At 54.2% G+C, this 18760-nt stretch carries 22 protein-coding genes; 1 reads left to right on the plus strand and 21 read right to left on the minus strand.

Features of this window, described 5'->3' with window-relative positions; genetic code table 11:
• Positions 1 to 15: 15 nt before the first annotated feature.
• The 5 genes from purN to OH144_RS19205 all read right to left on the minus strand — a co-directional run bounded on the left by purN (position 16) and on the right by OH144_RS19205 (position 3685).
• Positions 16 to 609 carry a phosphoribosylglycinamide formyltransferase gene (gene purN / locus OH144_RS19185; protein ID WP_266203879.1) on the minus strand — a complete coding sequence of 198 codons (594 nt, stop codon included), beginning with the start codon at positions 607 to 609 and terminating at the stop codon, positions 16 to 18.
• An 827-nt stretch (positions 610 to 1436) separates the two neighbouring features.
• Positions 1437 to 1820: an SRPBCC domain-containing protein gene (locus tag OH144_RS19190; RefSeq protein ID WP_266203880.1), complete on the minus strand. Its 384-nt coding sequence runs from the start codon at positions 1818 to 1820 to the stop codon at positions 1437 to 1439.
• 11 nt (positions 1821 to 1831) lie between these two features.
• The gene (locus OH144_RS19195; protein ID WP_266203881.1) at positions 1832 to 2656 is read right to left on the minus strand and encodes a Cof-type HAD-IIB family hydrolase; all 825 of its coding nucleotides are present in this window, start codon (positions 2654 to 2656) and stop codon (positions 1832 to 1834) included.
• 60 nt (positions 2657 to 2716) lie between these two features.
• Positions 2717 to 3217, minus strand: a complete 501-nt coding sequence (locus OH144_RS19200; protein WP_266203882.1) for a PaaI family thioesterase — start codon at positions 3215 to 3217, stop codon at positions 2717 to 2719.
• Positions 3218 to 3265: 48 nt separating this feature from the next.
• The gene (locus tag OH144_RS19205; protein ID WP_266203883.1) at positions 3266 to 3685 is read right to left on the minus strand and encodes a Fur family transcriptional regulator; all 420 of its coding nucleotides are present in this window, start codon (positions 3683 to 3685) and stop codon (positions 3266 to 3268) included.
• A 207-nt stretch (positions 3686 to 3892) separates the two neighbouring features.
• Here OH144_RS19205 and OH144_RS19210 point away from each other — a divergent pair, with 207 nt between their 5' ends.
• Entirely contained in the window at positions 3893 to 4636 is a 744-nt protein-coding gene (locus OH144_RS19210; protein ID WP_266203884.1) for a T9SS type A sorting domain-containing protein, read from the plus strand.
• 86 nt (positions 4637 to 4722) lie between these two features.
• Here OH144_RS19210 and OH144_RS19215 read toward each other — a convergent pair whose 3' ends face one another.
• The 16 genes from OH144_RS19215 to OH144_RS19290 form a co-directional block, all read right to left on the minus strand.
• A complete protein-coding gene (locus tag OH144_RS19215; RefSeq protein WP_266203885.1) occupies positions 4723 to 5565 on the minus strand; it encodes a geranylgeranylglycerol-phosphate geranylgeranyltransferase in 843 nt (280 codons plus the stop codon).
• Between the two features lie 127 nt (positions 5566 to 5692).
• Positions 5693 to 5887, minus strand: a complete 195-nt coding sequence (locus tag OH144_RS19220) for a cold-shock protein (RefSeq protein WP_025608922.1) — start codon at positions 5885 to 5887, stop codon at positions 5693 to 5695.
• 121 nt (positions 5888 to 6008) lie between these two features.
• Positions 6009 to 6506, minus strand: coding sequence for a KdsC family phosphatase (locus OH144_RS19225; RefSeq protein ID WP_266203886.1), 498 nt, complete (start codon positions 6504 to 6506; stop codon positions 6009 to 6011).
• A 113-nt stretch (positions 6507 to 6619) separates the two neighbouring features.
• Positions 6620 to 6856: a Fe-S cluster assembly protein IscX gene (gene iscX, locus OH144_RS19230; protein WP_266203887.1), complete on the minus strand. Its 237-nt coding sequence runs from the start codon at positions 6854 to 6856 to the stop codon at positions 6620 to 6622.
• A gap of 98 nt (positions 6857 to 6954) precedes the next feature.
• Complete coding sequence (locus OH144_RS19235; RefSeq protein ID WP_139307985.1) at positions 6955 to 7284, minus strand: 2Fe-2S iron-sulfur cluster-binding protein; 330 nt, start codon at positions 7282 to 7284, stop codon at positions 6955 to 6957.
• A 111-nt stretch (positions 7285 to 7395) separates the two neighbouring features.
• Positions 7396 to 8175 carry a Rossmann-like and DUF2520 domain-containing protein gene (locus OH144_RS19240; protein WP_266203888.1) on the minus strand — a complete coding sequence of 260 codons (780 nt, stop codon included), beginning with the start codon at positions 8173 to 8175 and terminating at the stop codon, positions 7396 to 7398.
• A 103-nt stretch (positions 8176 to 8278) separates the two neighbouring features.
• Positions 8279 to 10873 (minus strand): cytochrome c biogenesis protein CcsA, encoded by a 2595-nt coding sequence (gene ccsA, locus OH144_RS19245; protein WP_266203889.1) that lies wholly within the window; start codon positions 10871 to 10873, stop codon positions 8279 to 8281.
• 104 nt (positions 10874 to 10977) lie between these two features.
• Complete coding sequence (locus OH144_RS19250; protein ID WP_266203890.1) at positions 10978 to 11406, minus strand: cytochrome c maturation protein CcmE domain-containing protein; 429 nt, start codon at positions 11404 to 11406, stop codon at positions 10978 to 10980.
• Positions 11407 to 11520: 114 nt separating this feature from the next.
• Positions 11521 to 11805 (minus strand): CcmD family protein, encoded by a 285-nt coding sequence (locus tag OH144_RS19255; protein ID WP_266203891.1) that lies wholly within the window; start codon positions 11803 to 11805, stop codon positions 11521 to 11523.
• Positions 11792 to 12457, minus strand: a complete 666-nt coding sequence (gene ccsA / locus OH144_RS19260) for a cytochrome c biogenesis protein CcsA (protein ID WP_266203892.1) — start codon at positions 12455 to 12457, stop codon at positions 11792 to 11794. The genes OH144_RS19255 and ccsA (OH144_RS19260) overlap by 14 nt, the downstream gene beginning before the upstream one ends.
• 125 nt (positions 12458 to 12582) lie before the next feature.
• Complete coding sequence (locus OH144_RS19265) at positions 12583 to 13224, minus strand: heme exporter protein CcmB (protein ID WP_073854221.1); 642 nt, start codon at positions 13222 to 13224, stop codon at positions 12583 to 12585.
• A gap of 1100 nt (positions 13225 to 14324) precedes the next feature.
• A complete protein-coding gene (gene phoU, locus OH144_RS19270) occupies positions 14325 to 15014 on the minus strand; it encodes a phosphate signaling complex protein PhoU (RefSeq protein ID WP_266203893.1) in 690 nt (229 codons plus the stop codon).
• 55 nt (positions 15015 to 15069) lie between these two features.
• Positions 15070 to 15834, minus strand: coding sequence for a phosphate ABC transporter ATP-binding protein PstB (gene pstB / locus OH144_RS19275; protein ID WP_266203894.1), 765 nt, complete (start codon positions 15832 to 15834; stop codon positions 15070 to 15072).
• A 62-nt stretch (positions 15835 to 15896) separates the two neighbouring features.
• Positions 15897 to 16754 carry a phosphate ABC transporter permease PstA gene (gene pstA, locus OH144_RS19280; protein ID WP_266203895.1) on the minus strand — a complete coding sequence of 286 codons (858 nt, stop codon included), beginning with the start codon at positions 16752 to 16754 and terminating at the stop codon, positions 15897 to 15899.
• On the minus strand, positions 16747 to 17622 hold the full coding sequence (pstC, locus tag OH144_RS19285; protein ID WP_266203896.1) for a phosphate ABC transporter permease subunit PstC: 876 nt from the start codon (positions 17620 to 17622) through the stop codon (positions 16747 to 16749). The genes pstA and pstC overlap by 8 nt, the downstream gene beginning before the upstream one ends.
• A gap of 73 nt (positions 17623 to 17695) precedes the next feature.
• The gene (locus OH144_RS19290) at positions 17696 to 18697 is read right to left on the minus strand and encodes a PstS family phosphate ABC transporter substrate-binding protein (protein ID WP_266203897.1); all 1002 of its coding nucleotides are present in this window, start codon (positions 18695 to 18697) and stop codon (positions 17696 to 17698) included.
• Between the last annotated feature and the right edge of the window lie 63 nt (positions 18698 to 18760).

The raw sequence follows: 18760 nt of genomic DNA on the forward strand, positions 1-18760 counted from the left end.
ATTGATGTAATGGTTTTATAGTTGGTTATTTTCCAGCAGCAGCCTCTCCACCACCTCGGGCAGGTGCTTGTGCTCCAATTGTAGTATGCGGGCAGCCAGCTCCTCGGGCGAGTCGGTGGGTTGTACCGGGCAGCGCTCCTGAAGTATAAACTCGCCTTTGTCGTACTCCTCGTTGATGTAATGGATGGTGATACCCGACTCCGGCTCCTGCGCCTGGATAACGGCCGCGTGCACATGGGCGCCGTGCATGCCCTTGCCGCCGTACTTGGGCAGCAGGGCAGGGTGTATGTTGATGATGCGGTTCGGGAAGGCGCGCAGCAGGTTTAGCGGCACCAGCCACAGGAAACCGGCCAGCACGATCAGGTCGGGCTCAAAGGCTTGCACCTGCTCCAGTACCTTGTCAGTGTTGTAAAATTCGTCGCGGGTAAACAAAAAAGCCGGGACGCGGAAGGTCTCGGCTCGTTTTAGGGCATACGCTTTCGGGTTGTTAGAAAACAGGGCGGCCACACGTATGGCAGGGTGGTGTTCGAAATGCTCCAGCAGGCGCTGCGCATTGCTCCCCGATCCCGACGCGAATATGACTATATGTTTCTTATCCTTTGGTTTCAAAAGTATGGGCTTGCGATGAAACTGCAAATATAACGGGTTTGGCGGGAGATGTAAATGTATAAGTATAAAATCGTGGTTTATACTTTGGTTTTGCGGGTGTAGCTGCTGCGGATTCTTGTTTTATACTTGGCCCATACTTTATTCCTTTCTACATCAGAGTTTTTAGGAGGAGTGGATGAACAGGGTTTTATACTTCGGCTATACTTTATACTTCCTCTTTCTGGTGCAAGTCTGAAGACTTGCTAGCCGCTGCTTCACGGCACTTGAAACAAGCTATCCTTTCTAGCTGCCGCTGATCCTGTAGTTCCCACAAACCTACCATTGCACTTCATACTTTGGCTCCCTCAGCCCGGGAGGGCTCGTCCTCGGGCATTGCGCTGTGTTCCCTCCTGCGCCAAGGCGCTGCCCTTGACGGGCACCGGATCTCACAAGGCGCTCAACCCAAGGACTGGGTTCAGTTCGATAGCTGCTGCCTTTGCTATGGAACAAGTATAAGTCCCCCTTTGAAAGGGGCAGGGGTTGATAATCGCATACTGAACAATTCCCCTCCTCGGAGGGGTCAGGGGTGGGTAAGGCACAAGCGGACGCTTGCGCCATCAGCGAGCGTAGCGATCAGGGTTGGGTTATACCTGTAGGGACAGGTCGCGACCTGTCCGCGCGATACCAGCAACTATGCAATTTATACTTCAGCATGAGTAACTACGAGCTCCCCTCCTGGGGGTAGGGGCCCTCGAAAAAGCCAAGGAGGGGCAGGGGTGGTTGGACCCTATACTAGCTTCGTCTCCTGTTCTTAGGGGCAGTTGGCCCCACCAAAGTATAAAAACCGCTTACTCCCCCTCGTAGAAATCAATGAGCGAGGCGAAGTAGGCGTGGTCCCAACCTTCGGCAATGTCTTCATAGGCCTCGTCGGGGATGTTGGTGTGGCGCAGCTCGGCGGAGGTGCCATACTTGTGCGGGTGCAGTTTAATGGTCACGATGGATGGTTCCTCCTGCTCGCCGAAATACCACTGTTGTACCAGCTTGCTGTTTTCCTCAAACTCCAGGTTTTTGCCGGTTATACTTCCTTCCCACAGCGAGAACTCCGACCCCGGCTCCGTAGACATTTCCGCGGGCTCGCCTGTCCAGAGCTGCAAGGTGTAGGGGTTGGTCAGGGCCACGTATACTTCCTCGGGCTCGGCAGGTATGATGTAGTATTTCTTGTAGTCTTTCATCTGTTTATACTTTATAACCAGTACTTCTCAATGGCCACGGCCACGCCATCCTCTATACTTTTCAGCGTGACCTCATCGGCCACAGCTTTTACCTCTTCGCGGGCGTTGGCTACGGCGATGCCCATGCCCGCCTCCTGCAGCAGGTGGATGTCGTTGTAGTTATCGCCGAAGGCCATTACCTCGTGCAGGCCCATGTTAAAACGCTCCTTCAGCAGCAGTTCCAGGGCGGTGGCCTTGGAGATGGCCCGCGGGGCGATTTCCAGGTAAGTGTCTTTGGAGCGGTAAGCATGCACCCGGTCGGCATAGTTGCTGTTCAGCTCCTGCTGCAGCGCATCTATCTCGTCGGCGGGGCCCATGCACATCACTTTATGCGCGCCGGTCTCTGTCTGGTGCCACTTAGCAAGTATAGGGGTCAGTTCAGTAACTTTCGGGGATACCTTGGTGATGCGCTGCTCGCGCTCGGCCCAGTAATCCATCGCCGGGGCGTACCAGTTGTCCTGTTCATACAAGCTCACGTGTATGTTGGAGCCCTGGGTGTAATCATGGATGACCTGGCAGACATCGGGCTGAATCTGCACTGAGTCCAGCTGCAGGGGGGCGGATTTGCCATCCTCGAAATGGATAACATAGCCGCCGTTAAAGCAGATGAGCGGGTGGTGGAGTATGTTCAGCTCCTGTTGCAGGTGGCGCATGGCGCTCGGCATGCGCGAGGAGGCCAGAATAACAGGCACGTCTTTGTTCAGGCGTTTGAACGTATCGATGGTGCGCTGCGAGAGCTGGCGCTCGCTGTTGAGCAAGGTGCCGTCTATATCAGTGCAGATAGCTCGAAATTTCATGCGTCGTACTATGGTTTGGGCCGCAAGTTACAAGTATGGGCTGCCAAAAGCGAATAAATGTCAGGCCTTTGGCTTGGCCTTCAGCGACCAGGTAAAACGGAACTCGGCCACCTGGTCACCGGCCTCGTCCACGCCTCTACTGGTGGCCACCACGGTTACGCCTTCTCCGGTAGCTTTGGTCTGTTCTACGGCCTGCTGTATCTGTTGCCCATTGTGGCAGGTAAAGGTGATCCTGCCGACTGCCTTCTTGGTGAAACTGGCCTCCATGCTCACCACCAGCATCGATACGGCAGGGCTGGACTGATAGACGTGCATCATGCACAGCACCCCGGTCGAGAGCTCGGCAGCCATACTTAAGCAGGCGAAGTAGATGGACTGGAAGGGATTCTTGTTGACGTACTTGTACGGGATGGAAACCGCGGCATGCTCCGGTGTGAGGGTGGTTACGCGCAGGCCGGCCAGGTAAGCCATGGGCAGCCTGGAGAGCAGGAAGAGGCGAAACTTGACCGGCGATGAAACCAGTTGTCGGAACGCTGCGGCATTGTCTGGCTGAGGCTTCATGGCGTGCTTATGCGGTGTACGTGGTGCGGCATGGCTTTCAGGCGCGCTTTAGTCGTTGCATCCCTTGCAGGTGCCTTCTGCTGAGAAGTGTAGTCGTTCGGCGGTGTATCCCTGGGGCAGGGCCATACTTGGGATACGGATCTCGTTGAGGCAGAAGGTCTGGCCGCAGGAGGTGCAGTTGAAGTGGATGTGGTTGTCCTGGTGCTTTTGCTGCGAGCAGGTGTCAGTCTTGCAGAGTGCAAACTTAATGGCGCCGCTTACATCGTTTATACTATGTATGAGCCCCTTTTCCTCGAATGAGTACAAGGTACGGTAGATCGTTACACGGTCATAGCTATCACCGATAAGCCGTTCCAGGTCTGCGTGAGAGAGTGCAAAGTCCTGCTCCAGAAAACATTGTAGCACCTCCAGGCGGCAGCCCGTCTTGCGCAATCCGTACTCTTCCAGCAGCTCCTGTGCTCTGTCCATTTTTAATGCTATGCTCCAGTTTGTAACAATGTCAAATATACTTACTAACCCAGATAAAGCAATAAACGGATAAACGGAGGAAAAGATATATAGTGAAAAAAGTATCAAAAAAGTGGAGCAAAAGCAATCGCTTTACGTATGTATGTGAATACTGTCATTTAATAATGTATCGTCATACCTAATATTGAAATGTTAAAACCTTTTACAATGAAAAAAGCTCTACACGTTATTGCCACCCTATTGGCCATCGTTCTGGCAACTGGCGCTGGCAATGCACAAACGCAGGAACCTACCATTAATGGAACCCTTGATGTGATCTCCGAGCAGGGGAACCTGGTTGTGGGAACGGATGTACAGTGGCAGGTGCTGATTAAGTCTTTTGACCGTAAGGATGAGAAGGCCAATCTGGAGATAAAGCTGCACAACCCGGCACAAAGCGGCAACTTTACCCTTTTCTATAACTCCAACCGTAACGCGGCTAACGAAGACGAAGCCGACTATGCGCAGGTTGCCTTTGATAATGGCGTTGCCGTAGTTGGCGCCGAAGGAGGGGAGGCCCTTCCGGAGTCCTTAAGGGAGTACTTCAAGATAAACTTCTCTGCACCGGGCATCTACAAGTATGACCTGATCCTGCGCCGCGAAGATGGCAACGCGCTGGCCTCCATCACCGAGACTGTGACGGTAGGCACCGTGGCCGGCATTGACGATATGATCGGTGATACCCGCGTGGCTGTTTACCCAACCGTATCGCAGGGCACCGTGAAGTTGAGCCTGGGCAGCATCCGCAATGCCAACGTGGCTGTAATGGATATGCTGGGCCGCAAAGTGCTGGAGCTGAGCAACGCCAACGGCACCGTGGAGATCAACACCCGGCAATATGCCCGTGGCACGTACTTCGTAAAGGTCATGGCTGAAGACGATGTAGCCTCCAGCCGCCTGATTGTGAGATAGTCTCTTTTGCTTATTGGTTACGTTAAGAAGCCCGTGGTTAGCGCCCCGGGCTTCTTTTATGCTTCCTGCTGATGCGAGCGTATGCGCTACAGCAGCAGCATTGAGAGAATGCCGCTGAACATGATAAGCTTGTTGAGGTTGCTGAGGTAAGTAAAGTCCCGTTTGCGGTCGGCTCGCACCAGCTTTACCACCAGCCATGCGCTTGGCAGCAGCACCAGCAGCACCATGTACGCATCAAATATCCCGTTGGAGGCGGGATGAAGTATAACGACTGTAACAAATACCTGGAAAGCGACTATCAGCGGGTACAGCACCAGTTTGGCCCCGCGCATACCGGCCACAATGGGTAGGGTGCGGCACTCAAAGGAGGCATCACCCTTCATGTCTTCTATGTCTTTGATGATCTCCCTGATGAGAGAGATAAGGAAGGCAAACAGCGCGTAGCCCAGCGTGATGCGGTTCAGTTGATCGGCGTACACGGCCACCACCAGCAGCATAGAAGCCGATAGCAGCGCGATCACCACATTGCCGATGAGCAGCATCTTCTTGAGCCGCGCCGAGTAGCCCCAGAGCAGCAGCACCGCCCCCAGGTTTATCAGCGCCACCGGGATGGAGAGCAGCAGGCCCATCAACACACCGGTGCCTGAAAGGATGAGGTGGGCGAACATGGCCCTGCGCCGGCGTATGAGGCGGCCCACCAGCAGGCGGCCGGGCTTGTTGATAGCATCGATCTTTACGTCGTAGTAGTCGTTGATGATGTAGCCGGCGGCGGCGATGCAGACGGTGGAGAGCACCAGCAACCAGAACCTGCCATCCTGCAGCCTGTGCCATTCCAACTCCGGGGCCAGCAGGCAGGCCTGCACCAGCGCCTGGCTCAGCACGATCATTACCAGGTTGCGGGCGCGTATCAGTTCAAGGATGTGTCTCACGGGCAGTGGCGGAAAGTATGAGTACGGGTTATAGCTTGTTTCCGTAAAAATACAACAGAGTAGCGAGGGGGCAACAAAAAAAGCCCCTGCAGTAGGGGCTTTTCCTGTGCATGTAAAGTATGTCTGGTTAGAACTTCTTCACGTTTACAGCATTGATTCCTTTTTTGCCTTCCACCGTGTCGAACTCAACGCGGTCATTCTGCTGGATCTGCAGACCGTTAAGGCCGGTTACGTGTACAAAGAAATCTTCGTTGGTGTCGTCCTCAGTGATAAAGCCGAAACCCTTTGACTCGATAAAGAACTTTACTTTTCCTGTCTTCATAAAAAATTGACTGTTGATGGTAATTAAACTGAGGGTAAACTAAAAATTATTTTCTATATATCCAATAGTGTATTAAATAAAATCTTCTATTTATTTAGAAAATAGTATAACCCCGGTTGAATTACCAGTTGTCCTGCGCTTTCATGATGGTCTCGATAAGCTCGCGCACGGCGCCCCTGCCTCCGTTCCTGGTGGAGATGAAGGTGGAGATGGCCTGGATGTCGTCGGCGGCATCGGCCGGGCAGGCGCGCAGGCCGCAGCGCTGCATTACCTCGTAGTCAGGCATGTCGTCGCCCATGTAGGCCACGGTGGCAGGGTTCACGCCCTGCATGTACAGGTAGTCCTCCATGGCCTCCACCTTGTCGTCTATCCCCAGGAAGATATCCTCGATGCCGAGCTGCTCCAGGCGGCGGCGCACGCCCGGCTCGTTCTTGCCCGAGATGATGGCCACATGGTAGCCCTGGCTGATAGCATGCTTGATGGCAAAACCATCCTTAATGTTGAAGGCGCGCACCTGCTCGCCGTCGGCAAAGCAGTAGAGCAGGCCGTCGGTCAGTACGCCATCCACATCAAAAATAAATGTGGTGATGCTGTTAAGGTCTGTTTGGGTGATAGACATACGTGTAGGTTATAGGAATCCGGTACCAGCAAAAAGAAAAAGGCTCCTTCCCCTGAAAGAGCCTTTAAAAGTATAGAAAATTCTGAATTTATACTTGCGTGAGCAGGTATGATTTAGTCTTGGTTGTCGCGCCATTCGTAAACCCAGGCCGCTTGTATCTGTTCCAGGTGCCCTTCGTTGGCTTGCTCGCGCGTGCCCTCAAAGTTCGGCAGCGACAGCACCCACTCCAGCAGTTCGGTAAAGCGGATGCGGTAAATCTTAGACTCAGAGAAATCATCGCCGAACTTTTCGTAAAGCGCCATCGCGATGTCCTCGTAATCGTTCCAGTGTATTGGTGGCTCGTAGCTCATACTTTTTCAGGTATCAATTATCAGTTATCAATTACCATTTGGCATCTAACACTTACCGATCAAGCTTCTTTATTAGTAAGTGTTAAATGATAAATGAATTAGTGGCCCAGGAAATCCTGCTCCGGGATCGTTACTATAATGTCCTCGTTGCCCTGCACCACGCACTGGCAGCCCAGGCGAGAGTTGATGCGCGGGTCCACGGCGCGGTCTATGTAATCCTCTTCTTTGTCCGAAATCTCCGGCAGGTCGTCCATGCCGGCCTCGATGTACACGTGGCAGGTGCTGCAGCCGCACACGCCGCCGCAGTTGTGCTGTAGTTTAATGTCGTTGTTAAGGGCTACATCCAGCACCGATTCGCCTTCAACCGCCGGATGGGTTTCATCCGGAGCGCCGTCAGCAAACTTAAATGTTATATTTACAACTTTCATGTCTGTGTCTTTATACTAAGGTGCAAAGTTACAAAGCCAGCGTACCGAATCAAAGTATACGCCCCGGCTTATACGTTGCCTTTGCTGCTTAACAGGTTTCAGCGTAAATGGTTATTGCTTCTCTGCCGCGGCCTGTATGCTTTGCGTGAGCAGCCGGTACAGCTCCTGCAGTTGCGGGTGCTGCTGCAGCATGTGCAGGTGCTCGTCTAGCACGTTCTGGTCGTGGCGGACGGCGGGCCCGGTTTGCACCAAGTAGGGGTGGTGCAGCATGGCTTTGGCAACTGTTTCCTGGATGAGCGGCTGCAGCAGGTGGTGGGGCAGGCCGGCTTCCAGCAGCAGCTGCCGGCTGATGCCCAGCAGGTGGTTGGTGAAGTTGCAGGCGAAGACCGCTGCCAGATGCAGCTGCCTGCGGGCCCCTGAGGCTACTGGCTCTGCCGTCTCGCTTATACTTTGCGCGAGTGCCTGTAGCTCTTGCAGCGTTTCATTGTCCGTGGCCTCTAAAAGGATGGGCACCTTTTTAAAGGTTACGGCTTTGGATTTGGAGAAGGTCTGGAGCGGGTAAAACACGCCTGTTCGGGCACATGCCACGGCAGCAAGTATACTTAGCGGCTGCGAGCCGGAAGTGTGGGCCACTATTGTGCCTGGCTTTACCTGTAGCGCTGCGGCCACCGTGGCCAGCGCGGCATCGGGCACGGCCAGCAACACCACCTCCGCGTTTATACTTTGCAGGTTTAGGGAGCTGATGGGCTGCGCCTGGGGCAGAAGGCGGGACAGTTCCTCGCGCGGTGTGGCGGTGCGGCTATAGACGGCCGTTACCGTATGGCCAGCCGATTGTAGCGCCTGCGCCAGGTGCCATCCTACGTTTCCTGCTCCGATCAGGGCTATGTTCATACTTGTTTTATACTTTGCTGCTGGCGGCAAGTTAAGTGTATCGGCTGTAAAACAAAAAGCCCTTGCTGTTTGGGCAAGGGCTTCTCTACACTTTAGGCAGCGCTTAGGCTACCTGTGCTTTTCTTTTTTCTTTCGGAGCGACTGGCCTGGCTTTGGCGCCACCGTCCTTGCGGCGTACAATGGCCATCACAAAACCAATCGACATCACAATTGTGCCTATCCAGAGGATGTTTACGAACGGCTTCTCCACAGCTTTCAGGATGATGTAATCCTTCTGCGAGGCATTCACACCGATCTTAAACTTGTTGTTCTCTGTGTCGATGTTCAGGAAGGTGAGGCGCAGTCCGAGGTCGGCGATCTCCTCCGGCACACGGCCCATCAGCTGGTTCTTCACCATCAGCACCGGGTGCGCGTGGTAGTCCTTGCGCTCTCCGTAAATCTTGAGGTCAGCCTGCACGGCTACGTCGCCTTCTTCCAGCGCCACACCCGGCACCTGCGCTATCTGCTCTACGCCGTTAAACACAGCCACATAGTCGTTCAGGATAATGGTGTCGCCCACGGCCAGATCATACTCCTGCAGTTCTCCCCAGTCTTTCTCCTCGTTCGGGTCCGGGATGGACGAAACGTGCGTGTAAAGGTCCATGTTGGCGAAGTGCTTGATGTCCGGGGAAGCGAGCAGCCCCATGTTCGGATTCACCTGCGCGCGCGGGTAGAGTGTGAACAGCTTGTCGCCCTCACGCTCCTTATACTGTACTTCGTAAAAGGTGTTCTCCGGCGAGTACATCGCCAGCGTATCGCCTGTTTCGAAGTATACTTTGTCGCCTACTCTTATCTGGCCGCGCGCAATAGAGGTGTACGGGTCGGCTGTTGGCCACAGTAGTTCGCGGTTCACATAGCCTGGTACGCCGATCACTTCCTGGAACTGGCCGTGGTAACTTACAGTATACTTGTCCATGTCTACGGGCGTGTTGCGCCAGAGCAGCACGTTGTCGCGGTTGATCTCCTCCGGGAATTCGCGGGAATACACCAGGCCAGAGTTGTTCTGCGAGACGATGTTGTCGTAACCCGAGGAGAACAGGATGCCCAGCAGCATCAGAGCCACGCCTATATGGGCCACAGCGCCGCCCGACAGCGTGATCTTCTTGTGCAGCAGGCTCAGGATAATGCTCAGGTTGGCAAACACGGCAAACAGGGAGGCCACCAGAAGTATGATGAACACCGGGTTGTCCATTGTCTCGTGCAGCATGCCCATCTTCGAGAGCACGATGATGAGGCTGGCGAACAGCAGCGTGAGCATGCCCGGCAGGGTAATGGCATCTACAAAGCTCCCTTTCTCGCCTTTGCGCCACCACAGCAGCTGGCCTACGCCTGTAAGTACGGCAATGGCCACACCGCCCCACAACTGGAACTTGGTGTAATGCTCAATCTGGTCGGCAGGCAGGGCGGCGTTAGACTCTATCCCGATAAAGCCCAGGAAGGAGTTGTAAACCGGAATGGACGTGGTGAAAAGCACTTGGAACGCAGCCAGGCAAAGCACGATCGCGCCGATAAACACCCAAAACTCGCCGCTGTAGGTTGTCAGCTCCTTGTCGGAGGTGGGGATGCTCTTCCAGCGGTAGAGTAGCAGGGCGATAGCCAGCACGGCAAAGGCCGCCAGGTAGGTGAACAGCTGCCCGGAAAGGCCCAGGTCAGTGAACGAGTGCACGGAGGCGTTGCCCAAGATGCCACTTCGGGTAAGGAAGGTGGCGTAAAGTATGAGTATGAACGAGGCAATGATCAGGATGAAAGAAGCCTTCAGGCCTGACTTGCCACGGTTATAGGCAATCATGGTATGGATAGCGCCCACCAGCACCAGCCACGGAATATACACGGCGTTCTCCACCGGGTCCCAGTTCCAGTAGCCACCGAAGTTCAGGGTTACGTAGGCCCAGTAAGCACCCATCATGGTGCCGATGCCCAGCGACACGGCCGCAAAATGCGACCAGGGCAGCGCCGGCTTGATCCACTCATGGAACTTGCCTTTCCAAAGGCCGGCCATGGCGAAGGCGAACGGCACTAGCGTGGCGGCAAAGCCCAGGAACAGCGTCGGCGGGTGAATCACCATCCAGATGTTCTGCAGCAGCGGATTCAGGCCGGTACCATCGGCAGGCACAAAGTTCGGGTCCATGGCAAACACCGGGGTGTCGGGCATAAAGTCGCGCATCAGGATGAAAGGGGAGGAGCCTATCTTCAGGTCGCCGATCACGATGCCCAGGATCATGGAGGTCAGGAACAGCTGCACAAAGGAGAACATGCCCATTACCGGCGCTTCCCATACTTTGTTTTTCTTGCTGCTGTTGATCAGCACCACACCCAGCACCACGTGCCAGAAAATCCAGAGCAGGAACGAACCCTCCTGGCCTTCCCAGAAGCTGGAGATCATGTAATGCACCGGCAGGTGGTTGGAGGAGTGGCTCCAGGCGTAGTAATACTCGTAACGGTGCTCGTAGATGATGTTGAACAGCGTAAAAATTATCAGCATAACGGCGGCGCTATGCACGTAGAAGGACCAGCGGCCCATCTTGCGCCAGCTGTCATCGCCGGAAAGCTCTACCTTGGCGCGAGACGCCATAAAGTATGCGTAAGAGGATACTATGGCCGCCACAAAAGCCACAATCACACTCGCATGGCCAATATCCCCGATCAGCGTATTAATCATCTTTGAAAGTTAAAGAGTTACAGAGTTAGAGAGTTTGGGAGGTAGAGAAATACAGAGCTAACACATCTTTAACTCCTAAACGCTCTAACTCCTAAACTTGATTTTTACAGGCTTGCTGTCTTGGTGTCCTTGATCTCGGTCTCCACGTACTTAGACGGGCACTTGAGCAGGATTTTATCGGCCACGAATACATTGTTTTGCATGTTGCCTGTTATCACCACCTGCTCGGAGCGCTCAAAGTCCTGTGGCTTTGGGTTGAAGTATACCACCTTCTGCTCCACGCGGTTGGTATCCACGAGCATGAACGAGAAATAGTTCGGGTCTACCAGCGGGTCGTAGTTCATGCCTACAATATGGCCCTGGGTGTCCTTTTTCAGGCGGCCCACCACGTGTACCTTGGTCATGTCGCCATCCTCGGCGCGCTCAATGGCATCGTCGAAGGAGACGTAGGTGCTGGCGTCGCCCACCGAAGACATGATGATAACGATTGCGACTGCAATCACTAAAATCCCGATGATGTGTGTCTTTTTCATCTTAGTAGAAGTATAGGTATTCCTTTTTCTGTTAGCCTAACACACGACAGATCGTTTTAAATCCATCCTGCTGAAAACTATTTGCTGCCTTTTCAGGGTAGTATGTGCGTTTTTTTACCTGTTTACCAAGTCGTCCTTCAGCTGTTTCTCCAGCCTGCTCACCTTGCGGTCAATCGTTACCAGGTAAGCGATCGTGCCCGCCAGCACGGTCAGCAGTACCACGACCACAACGTAGATCTTGCCGTCCCGGCGCAGGGTGTCGGCCATCTCTATCTCGGTTTGCGGGGCCGACGAGAACTCCACCTCGGTTGTCTGGCCCGGTTGCGCCTGTGCCGGCTGCAAGCCAGCGGCGGCCAGCAGGATAAGGCACCAGATCGTCAGTATTTTAAACAGTTTCATATAAGCGTTGTCTGAGTATTTCCAGTCTTGATTTCACGTTTATGATCCAGAAGCCCAGCAGCGTCCAGCCCAACACGGCCGGGTAGAACACCATGCGCAGGCGGCTGTCCAGGTCGTAGGCGTTAAAGCCGGGGTTGCCTCCGTTGCCGGGATGCAGCGAGTCGGTGAGGCGCGGCAGGATGAACAAAAGCGGGATAAGCGCCGCGAAGGCGAAGATGTTGTACACCGCGCTGATGCGGGCGCGCTGCTGCTGCTCGCTAAAGGAGCTGCGCAGCACCAGGTATGCGAAGTAGATGAGCAGGCCAATGGCCGAGGCATTCTGCTTTGGGTCGTTGCTCCAGTACTCGCCCCAGGTAAACTTGGCCCACTCCATGCCCGTCACGATGCCCAGCACACCGAAAAGTATCCCCACCTTGGCAGCTTCGTAGGCGATCACGTCGTTCTTGACGCTGGGGTTGCGCAGGTACAGAATGGAGTACACCACCGAGGTGAGCAGGATCAGGATCATGCCAAACCACATCGGCACGTGGAAGTACAGGTTGCGGATGGTCTCGTTGAGGATGGCTAGCCGCGGCACTTCCGTAAGCATACCGGCCACTACCGTGTAAACCAGTAGCACCACCGCCAGTATTTTCCACCAATTCTTCTTCATTGCTTTCAAAAAGTATACAGGGGTTGCAGCCTTCTATCGTTAGACATTTTAAACTTTTAATTCGTTCTGTTTCCTGCCCGAACAAGTGCAGCAAGGCTTTTCCCTGCTTTCCTGTATCAGATGCCCTACGAACGCCAAAGGTACGGGAATAAGATATAAGAAACAGTGACAACGATCATGTTTATGGCGAGCAGGGTAAGCAGTTCGTCGAGGCTGGCGCTACGGTCGAGGCCATCCATGGCATTTTTCGACATTTTAATGAGCATCAGCAGCATCGGCACGATGACCGGGAAGCTCAGTATGGCCATGAGGGTGCTGCTGTTGGCGGCCTTGCTGGCGATGCTCGAGATCATGGTGAGCGAGGTGGAGAAGCCCACGGCGCCCAACAGGATGGAGAGCAGGAACATTGGCACGTCCTCCACCGGGTTGCCCAGCACAAAGCCATAGAACACAAAGCAGATGATGGCCAGCAGCAGCATTAGCAGGGTGTTGTAGATGATCTTGGCCAGGATGATCCCCTGCGGGCTCACGATGGAGTAGAAGTACAGCAGCCGCCCGCGGTTTTCCTGCATAAAGCTTTTGGCGATGGCGTTTACTGACACAAACAAGAGTATGATCCAGAGCAAGGCGTTCCAGACCGGGGGCACCAGGATGTTGGGGCGCATGCCAAAGCTGAGGTAGCAGATAAACACCACGCTGCCCACGTACAGCAGCATGCCGTTGAGGGCGTACTTCTGCCGCCACTCCAGCACCAGGTCCTTTTGTATCAGGTATAAAATCTCTTTAAACAGCACGTTCTTTCCTTTTACCGCAAAGGTAAGGCACAAATCATTAGAAAGTAATCAGATTTAGAGAGTTTAGGAGTGAGATGTTCAGCAGTTGTAAGGGCAGGCAGTTTTCGCCTTACGATGGCTATACTTTATACTTTGGCGGAGGAGGTTTGGGATGTACAAAGTATAGCCAGCGTTCTTTCCATACTTTCGGGGCAAAGTATGAAGTATAAAAACCAAGTTGCGATTATCCCATCCCTACCATGGAGGGAGCTATCAGGAATTCTGGACGAAAGGCTATTTGCCCAAGGACAGAGTATAAAAGCACTTATACTTCTCAAACTTATACTTGTGACCTCGCTGAAGTTGCGGACAGGTCGCGGCCTGTCCCTATAGAAGTATAAACCCACCCCTGACCTTCTCCTAAGATCAGGGGGAGTTATACTTGCTCTATTCCCTGTCATCTCGAGCTGCGCGAGAGATCTAGCCAGAATTCTAAAGAGATCTCTCCCCAAGGTCGAGATGACAGAAAACAGGAGCTATCGAATCTGATCCCAGTCCTTGGGTGGAGCGCCTTGTAGATTTACGGTTTCGCTTTAGCGAAATTGCGACAGCAAAGGAAATGTACACCGCGCGATGCCAAAGGACGAGCCCTCCCGGGCTGGAGGGAGCCAAAGCCAGAGGTGAAACTATAGGCTCGTAAGTCTGGAGGATCAACGGGAGCTAGCAACTATAGCTTGTATCAAACAGAAGGAAGCAGCGGCCAGGGAAGTATAAGCCAGCAAGTATAAAAGCATGGCTCTGTGAGCCAGTCGGGTTGCAAACCCGACGCCATGATAGGTGCAAGCCTTTAGGCTTTCACCATGCAAAAAGGTAGGTATAGGTTTACACTTCCACAAACATCGCTACTTAGATCATAAAGTATAAACCCTCTGCCGCCCATCTTCCACTTATCCTGCCATTCCTCATAATAGGGGCCTATAGAATGCATCAGGCAAACAAGAAAGCACGAACCGCCATGGCCCGTGCTTTCTATTTATACTTTATATTTTGGCAAATCAGCAATCAAGCAATCCAGCAATCCAGCCATTTAACAATTACTCCTCGTCTTCTCTCTTCTTCTTTTTCTTGTCAGACTTGTGCTTCACCACCTTGGCGTCGCGGTAGAAGATCACCTCTTCGGCAATGTTGGTTATCTGGTCGCCCACACGCTCCAGTTTCTTGATGATGAAGAGTACGGCCAGAGCCCCTGAGATCCTATCCGGGTTGTCAGCCATAAACTTAGTCACGATGGCATCGGACTTGCGGTAGATTTTGTTCAGCGTTTTGTCGTGCTTGATGATGGCCTTGGCCAGGGTGGTGTCGTTGTTCTGAAAGGCGGTGCGGGCGTCGGCAAACATCTTCAGCGCCTCGTCATACATTTGCACCACGTTCGTGAGCTCCAGCAGCTCCTGATTGGCGGGCGTCTCCAGCTTCTTCACGAAACGGGCAATCCCCTCGGCGGTGTCGCCCAGGCGCTCCAGGTTCGAGTTGATTTTGAGTACGGCCAACACCAGGCGGAGGTCCACGGCCACAGGCGTGAACAGTGCGAAGAAGTTTTCGCACATGCGGTCTATCTTAATATCGAACTGGTTTACCTTGCGGTCGCGCTTGATTATCTGCTTGGCCAGCTCCGCGTCGGCATTCAGCATGGCTTCGCGGCCAGCCTGCAGCTGGTACTCCACCAAATCCCACATCTCCAGGAGCTTGGTTTTGAGTCGTTTTAACTCGGTGTCTAGTTGTGCCATCTACGTGTTAGTTTGTGGGTGAGAATCTGTAAAAGGTAGCCGTGTCTGCTGGGGATCAACCAAAGCGCCCCGTGATGTAGTTTTGGGTGCGCTCATCCTTCGGGCTCGTGAACATGGTCTTGGTCTTATTAAACTCCACCAGCTCGCCCATGTAAAAGAAGGCGGTATGGTCGCTTACGCGGCCGGCCTGCTGCATGTTGTGCGTCACGATCACGATGGTGTATTCGTTCTTGAGATCGTAAATCAGCTCCTCTATCTTGGCCGTGGAGATAGGGTCCAGGGCCGAGGCCGGCTCATCCATCAGCAGCACCGACGGCGAGATGGCCAGGGCGCGGGCAATGCACAGGCGCTGCTGCTGGCCGCCGGAGAGTGCCAGCGCAGACTTATCGAGCTTGTCTTTTACCTCCTCCCAGAGCGCGGCATGGCGCAGCGACTGCTCTGCGGCCTCCTCCAGCACCGATTTCTTCCTGATGCCCTGTATCTTGAGGCCATACACCACGTTCTCGAAAATGCTCTTAGGGAAAGGGTTTGGCTTCTGGAAAACCATGCCCACCTCTTTCCGCAGCTCGTCCACACGCACATCGTTCTGGTAAATTTCGCGGCCATCCAGCAGGATCTGCCCATCTACCCTAAAGCCGTCGATGTAGTCATTCATACGGTTAAAGGTGCGCAGGAAGGTAGACTTGCCACAGCCCGATGGCCCGATAAAGGCCGTCACGGCTTTCTCTTCCATGGCTATGTTGATGCCCTTCAGCGCGTGGAAATCCCCGTAGTATGCGTTGAGGTCCAAGGCCTCCAGCTTGTTATTTTTTTTGCTCATTTTTAAACACAAAGGGTAAAAAACACAGGGCTTACCCTGTAAAAGTATAGGCCAGGACTGCCTTACCACTTTATTTTACGCTGCTGCCTGTTGCGCAGGTACACGGCAAGGCCGTTGAGCAGGAAAGTGATAACCAGCAGCACAATAATGGCGGCGGCGGCGTTCTCCAAGAATGCCGCCTGCGGCCTGGAGGTCCAGTTAAAGATCTGGATGGGCAGCACGGTGAATTCATCCAGCGGTGAGCTCGGCGTAAACGGCACGTAAGCCAGGGCCCCGATCACGATCAGCGGTGCCGTTTCGCCCACTGCCCTGGACAAGGCCAGGATAATGCCCGTCAGGATGCTGCCAAAGGCGGCGGGCAGTACCTGGTTCCACACCGTCTGCCACTTGGAGGCCCCCAGCGCGTAGGAGCCGTCGCGGATGCTGCGCGGCACTGCCTTTATCGCCTCGCGCGTCGTCACAATGATGATCGGGAGGATGAGGAGCGAGAGCGTGAGCGCCCCTGCCAGCAGGCTGCTGCCCAGGCGCATCTGGCGCACAAAAATCTCCAGGCCCAGCAAACCGTAGATAATGGACGGCACGCCGGCCAGATTGGCGATGTTTATCTCCAGGAAGTCTCCCCATCTGCTCTTCTTGCCATACTCCTCTAAGTACAGACCGGCTGCCACGCCCAGGGGCAGGGCAATCAGGGTGGTAAGCACCAGAATCCAGAGGGTGCCGACCCAGGCTGTCATGATACCGGCCTTGCTGGCCCTGCGCGAAGGCAGGCTCGTCAAGAAATCCCAGTCCAGGCGCCTGGAGCCTTCAATAATAATATCGATCAGGAAAATGCCCAGCACTACCAGTCCTATAAAGGTACAGAAGATACCGAAGACCTGAAAGGCTTTGTCCTTTAACCTGTTAAGTTCAGAGTTAGTCATACTTTTCCTGGTATTTCCTTTTAATCCAGAAGCTGAGGTTGTTCAGCGCGAACGTGAAGACAAACAGCGTGATACCTGCCGCGAAAATGGTTTTATACTCCAGCGAGCCCTGCGGCACGTCGCCCATACTTACCTGCACGATATACGTGGTGATGGTCTCGATAGGGACTAACGGGTTCAGGGTGAGGCGTGGCTGCTGGCCAGCGGCAACGGCCACGATCATGGTCTCGCCCACGGCTCGGGAGATAGCCAAGATCACCGACACGACAATGCCCGAGGAGGCGGCCGGCACCATGACCCCGAAAGAGGTCTGTAGCCTGGTGGAGCCCATGCCATAGGCGGCCTCGCGCAGGGAGCGCGGCACAGAGCTGATGGCGTCTTCGCTAAGCGAGGAGATCATCGGGATGATCATGATGCCCATCACGATACCGGCTGACAGGGCGTTGAAGCCGGCCAGCCCGGGAATAAACTGCTGCAGGAAGGGCGTTACCACGGTTAAGGCGAAGAAACCATACACTACCGTCGGGATCGTAGCCAGCACCTCCAGCAGCGGCTTCACAACCTGGCGCATGCGGGCGTGGGCGTACTCGTTCAGGTAGATGGCAATGGTCAGGCCCAGGGGCAGTGCCACGGCGATGGCGACAAAGGTGGTAAGCAGGGTGCCGGCCACCAGGGGCATGATGCCGAACTTCTTGTTGGCAAAAAGCGGCGTCCACTCTTTCTCCGTGAGGAACTCTACAAGGGATACCTCCCTGAAGAAGCCGATGGACTCAGAGAGCAGAACCCAGATAATGCCTATAGTAACCAGAACCGTGATTACGGCCGATAACCACAGCAGGCCCTCGATAATTTTTTCGGATACTCTCAAGGTGCTGTTTTATTTTGAATAGCCCGGGCACAACGCTGCCGCGAACATACCCGGGCTGTTTGATGCTGTTTATTTATTGCTGTTGGGCGGTTTCTCCCTTGCCGGAAACAAACTGCTCGAACTTCTGCTGTTGCTCCTCATACAGGTTGTCCGGAAGCGGAATGTAGCCTACCTCCTCGGCCAGCTCCCCGGCGTTCTCCAGGTAGAAGTTCACGAAGTCCACCACCTCCGGGCGCTCTACAGCCTTAGAGTGCACGTAGATAAACAGCGGGCGCGAAAGCGGGGCGTAAGAGCCATCCTTCACCGTTTCCAGAGAGGCTACAATGGCACCTTTGCCGTTGCTGTCGTCCTCATCGTCTACGGCTACAGCCTTTAGCTTGTCTTTGTTCTCCTCGTAATAAGCCAGGCCGAAGAAGCCAAGCGCATACTTATCGGTAGACACGCCTTGTACCAGCACGTTGTCATCCTCGCTGGCGGTAAAGTCGCCGCGGCTCGAGTGGCTTTTGCCTACAATAGCCTCCGTAAAGTAGTCGTACGTTCCGGACTCAACGCCTGGGCCATACAGGTGGATCTCCTGGTCAGGCCACTCCGAGCGGATCTGGTTCCAGCGGGTGATCTTGCCCTGTGCGGCTGGTTCCCATATCTTCTTCAGCTCCGCCACAGTGATTTCACTCACCCAGTCGTTCTCAGGGTGAACCACCACCGTCAGGCCATCGTAGGCCACCGGAAGCTCCAGGTAAGAAAGGCCATTTTGCTCGGCTGTCTTGGCCTCTTCGGCATTGATAGAGCGGGATGCGTTCGTGATATCGATTTCGCCCCTGGAGAATTTCTTAAAGCCGCTGCCGGAGCCGGAGACGCCTACTGTTACCCTTACGCCAGGCGCCTCTGCGCGGTACTCTTCCGCCACTGCCTCTGTGATAGGGTACACCGTGGAGGAACCGTCTATTTGCACGCTGCCTGTTAGGTCGGAGCCGCCGTTAGCCTCCTCAGAATTGCCGCCGCCGCAGGCACTAAGCAGCATGGTGGTGCCCAGTAGTATAGCAGCATTTAGGGTGTTAAGCTTTAACTTTAACATAAGCCAGTGTTTGGTTATAGTGTTGTGTGAAATCCTTTTAGCCGGCATCCTTGGTTTTTGCCT

Source organism: Pontibacter kalidii (assembly GCF_026278245.1).
Lineage (GTDB): Bacteria > Bacteroidota > Bacteroidia > Cytophagales > Hymenobacteraceae > Pontibacter > Pontibacter kalidii.

Bases quoted from the DNA above. Each gene is read 5' to 3' on its own strand.
- OH144_RS19190 (WP_266203880.1), bottom strand. From the start codon at position 1,820: ATGAAAGACTACAAGAAATACTACATCATACCTGCCGAGCCCGAGGAA.
- OH144_RS19195 (WP_266203881.1), bottom strand. From the start codon at position 2,656: ATGAAATTTCGAGCTATCTGCACTGATATAGACGGCACCTTGCTCAAC.
- OH144_RS19200 (WP_266203882.1), bottom strand. From the start codon at position 3,217: ATGAAGCCTCAGCCAGACAATGCCGCAGCGTTCCGACAACTGGTTTCA.
- OH144_RS19205 (WP_266203883.1), bottom strand. From the start codon at position 3,685: ATGGACAGAGCACAGGAGCTGCTGGAAGAGTACGGATTGCGCAAGACG.
- OH144_RS19210 (WP_266203884.1), top strand. From the start codon at position 3,893: ATGAAAAAAGCTCTACACGTTATTGCCACCCTATTGGCCATCGTTCTG.
- OH144_RS19220 (WP_025608922.1), bottom strand. From the start codon at position 5,887: ATGAAGACAGGAAAAGTAAAGTTCTTTATCGAGTCAAAGGGTTTCGGC.
- OH144_RS19225 (WP_266203886.1), bottom strand. From the start codon at position 6,506: ATGTCTATCACCCAAACAGACCTTAACAGCATCACCACATTTATTTTT.
- iscX (WP_266203887.1), bottom strand. From the start codon at position 6,856: ATGAGCTACGAGCCACCAATACACTGGAACGATTACGAGGACATCGCG.
- OH144_RS19235 (WP_139307985.1), bottom strand. From the start codon at position 7,284: ATGAAAGTTGTAAATATAACATTTAAGTTTGCTGACGGCGCTCCGGAT.
- OH144_RS19240 (WP_266203888.1), bottom strand. From the start codon at position 8,175: ATGAACATAGCCCTGATCGGAGCAGGAAACGTAGGATGGCACCTGGCG.
- ccsA (WP_266203889.1), bottom strand. From the start codon at position 10,873: ATGATTAATACGCTGATCGGGGATATTGGCCATGCGAGTGTGATTGTG.
- OH144_RS19250 (WP_266203890.1), bottom strand. From the start codon at position 11,406: ATGAAAAAGACACACATCATCGGGATTTTAGTGATTGCAGTCGCAATC.
- OH144_RS19255 (WP_266203891.1), bottom strand. From the start codon at position 11,805: ATGAAACTGTTTAAAATACTGACGATCTGGTGCCTTATCCTGCTGGCC.
- ccsA (WP_266203892.1), bottom strand. From the start codon at position 12,457: ATGAAGAAGAATTGGTGGAAAATACTGGCGGTGGTGCTACTGGTTTAC.
- phoU (WP_266203893.1), bottom strand. From the start codon at position 15,014: ATGGCACAACTAGACACCGAGTTAAAACGACTCAAAACCAAGCTCCTG.
- pstB (WP_266203894.1), bottom strand. From the start codon at position 15,834: ATGAGCAAAAAAAATAACAAGCTGGAGGCCTTGGACCTCAACGCATAC.
- pstA (WP_266203895.1), bottom strand. From the start codon at position 16,754: ATGACTAACTCTGAACTTAACAGGTTAAAGGACAAAGCCTTTCAGGTC.
- OH144_RS19290 (WP_266203897.1), bottom strand. From the start codon at position 18,697: ATGTTAAAGTTAAAGCTTAACACCCTAAATGCTGCTATACTACTGGGC.